Source organism: Salinivibrio sp. IB868 (assembly GCF_001995655.1).
GTDB lineage: Bacteria > Pseudomonadota > Gammaproteobacteria > Enterobacterales > Vibrionaceae > Salinivibrio > Salinivibrio siamensis.
Map to the genome: position 1 here is coordinate 1 of NZ_MUEW01000025.1, position 2,911 is coordinate 2,911.

The window sequence follows — 2,911 nt, forward strand, 5'->3', positions numbered from 1 at the left end:
CGACCAACATTCAAAATAGTTTTATATTTACAATTTCCAAGCCACCGATGTCTTAGTTTTTTATCTATTAAAGATTCGAAATCAGGTATTAGAACGGGATTACCGATGACTTTTATCTTTTCAGTGCAACAAATCTTATTTTCCAGCAAGTCTTTTTTTGTATCATTCGAATTGGCTATGATTTTACTTGCACGTTTATAGGATTGGCGCATTAAGAAAAGATATAAGCCTTTCTTTAAAAGTGGCATAGATCTAATAGCATCCATTGTATTTGCTTCGCGATATATAGTTTTAGTTTTTATAAAATGCGACGACAAACCAACAAATATGTTAGTATCACGAATAATGGAAACTACTAATTCTGGTTGTTGTTCTTTCAAAGTTGTTAATAGTTTAAAAAAAACATAACGTGTTCTAGATTTTAAGTCAATAACTTTTACCTTTTCTGAAACTAGGTTCGCATAAGGCCCTTTCGCATTAAATGCAATAATCGAGATATCCCAGCCCATATCAACATAATAGTTTGCCAGATTAATGGCAATACGCTCAGCCCCTCCGCCATTGAACGATGGAGTAACTATACAAATTTTTTTACCTTTCAAGTTTGTCCCTTATAAAAATATGGAAGCACTGTAAACTTACCAATATCCACACGGAAAACGCATGAACATCCGCGTCAAGAAAGGCTTCCTAACACGGTCGCCAAGTACTCTTGGTCCATCGCGCTCATCATTCGCTTGCGTTGAATCCCGGCTTTAAAACTCTTCTTTTGCTTTAATAAATTCAAAACCATTTTCCTTATTCGTGCAAATACTTCCGCTCGGTCATCCACCCCAATTCGGCAGGCATCCTCTTTTAATCCAGCATCCAGCTGCCAGTGCATTGATTCAATTAACCAATGCGAACGAGTGGCATCATGTAACTCTTTCGCTGTCAGAGCTTTTGAGCTTTTGAGCTTTTGAGCTTTTGAGCTTTTGAGCTTATATAATAGCTCACGGAGATATCTGATTCTTCAGCGTGTTTTCCTTTTTTTCGAACACTCACCATGATGCCCATCGTTTTTAATTCTGGCCAATCATAAGCCAAATCACCTAATACACTTAAATCGGTATTAATCAGTGCACATCGTGTTTCCAAACGCCCATGCGATTTCTCTTGTGATGAATAGCTATCGCCATCAAAATGTTGAAGCATTGAGGGGCGGTAATAATTATCAAACGCTTCAACTAACCTGCCTTGATTTTCTTTAACAGCAAGCAAGTAATCAGCATTTTTATCGATGATTTTCTGTGCGATTTTTCGCTGACAACCCATGGGATCAATGGTAATCAAACAACCTGAAATATCGAGCAATTCTAGTAGATTAGGGATCGCAGTGATCTCGTTCGTCTTACTGTCTACTTTTGACTGTCCGAGGCATACACCATTTGCGGTTGCGACTGCATTAACCATATGAATAGCAGCTTGGTCTGTTGCTCTGTTATACGATCCTTTCAGTGCTTTTCCATCAATAGCAATGACTTCACCATCTGTTAGTTCATGACATAATTTCATCCATTCTATAAAAGCGTTTTGTAATGCTTCTGTGCTCATGATTCCCATCACTCTTGCGATCGTATCTGACGATGGAGATGTTTTACCTGAGAAGCCAAAAAGTAATAAAAATCACGTTGCTTACGTCCATAATAACTAATGCCTTTCCAGGTATCGAGTCCAGACAACACCGCACAAATTTTTATCAAAATAATATCTGATAACGTATGTTCAACTTTACCTTCTTGGCGAACATCTCTAATGGAAACGAAATGCATAAATGGACTTTTATCTTCTGTCATTTTAAATCGCCTAAACGTTAGGAGACCATTAAATCTCACTAAAAAGGATCAACAAATTTATCCCTTATTTTCACTTACTTTAATCAATAAACATGGCATGACGCAAAGTTTTAGCCTTAAGTGAAAACTTAATCATTAAATCGCACCCCAGACATGCCGCGGATCTTCATGCGTTTTCCCTGGACCAACGTGAAAAAAATAAACAAAGTCATAAGGCTTGGTGTGTCTGTTAGCTAGCGAGTTGATTGATGGGAGTGATCCCATTGGGATCAGTGTGTTAGGTGAATAACTTGATCAACAAAAGCAGTTTTACATCGGCGATGACAGCAGTTTACTTCCTCTGGCCYTTTTAATCATAAGTGTTAGACTTATGATTTGAATTCAGGAGACTCTGAACCTTTTCAACATACAGTTTATCGATTTTTTTAGTTGAAGACTCCCCGAGGATTATTTTAGAATTAGCTATCAGGTTCCATTTGCTAATTTCTAGTGAATCTAAAACAGCATCTTTCCACTTATCTACTATAAGTGGAAGATAAAACCCACCCTGCCCCCAATGAATCACTGTGTCGGAAATACCCTCTATTTTATTGCTAACGACGGGTATGCCACAGGCCTGAGCCTCTAAAAGAGGAGTTCCTAAACCTTCAGATTTTGAAGGAAACAAAAAGACATCGCTAGCTTTAATATATTCATCAAAGTTCTCCACAAAACCTGTTTTAACTTCTACTCTCGCCTCCAAATCTAGCTCTTTAATTCTATCATTAACCCTATTGAAGTAATTTGTTTCTTCATTCTTCAACGGACCCGCTAATACAAGCTTGAACTTGTCTGGTAAAGCTGCGAGCAACTCAACTGAAAATAGTTGATTTTTTCTGTCAATATAGTTAGCTACGTGGCAAAGTATTATATCGCTTTCATGAAATTTGGTAAGTTGATGTCTAAATTTCAATCTATTTTCATAATCTACGAAAAATCTAGCTTCGTCAACCGGATTAGGTCTAAGCCAAACATTTTTTGCTCCAAAATCCAAGGCTAGCTCCTCTAATTTCTTTGATATAGCCACAATCATGTTT

General features: G+C 37.3%; 2 protein-coding genes and 1 pseudogene. All 3 read right to left on the minus strand.

Annotated elements, in window-relative coordinates; all coding sequences use genetic code 11:
• On the minus strand, positions 1-602 hold a 602-nt coding region (locus BZG20_RS15795; RefSeq protein WP_131825363.1), incomplete at its 3' end, for a glycosyltransferase.
• A gap of 74 nt (positions 603-676) precedes the next feature.
• Positions 677-1,835: pseudogene (locus BZG20_RS15800) on the minus strand (ISAs1 family transposase).
• Positions 1,836-2,184: 349 nt separating this feature from the next.
• Positions 2,185-2,911, minus strand: a 727-nt coding sequence (locus BZG20_RS15805; protein ID WP_131825364.1) for a glycosyltransferase family 4 protein, incomplete at its 5' end; no start/stop codon positions are given.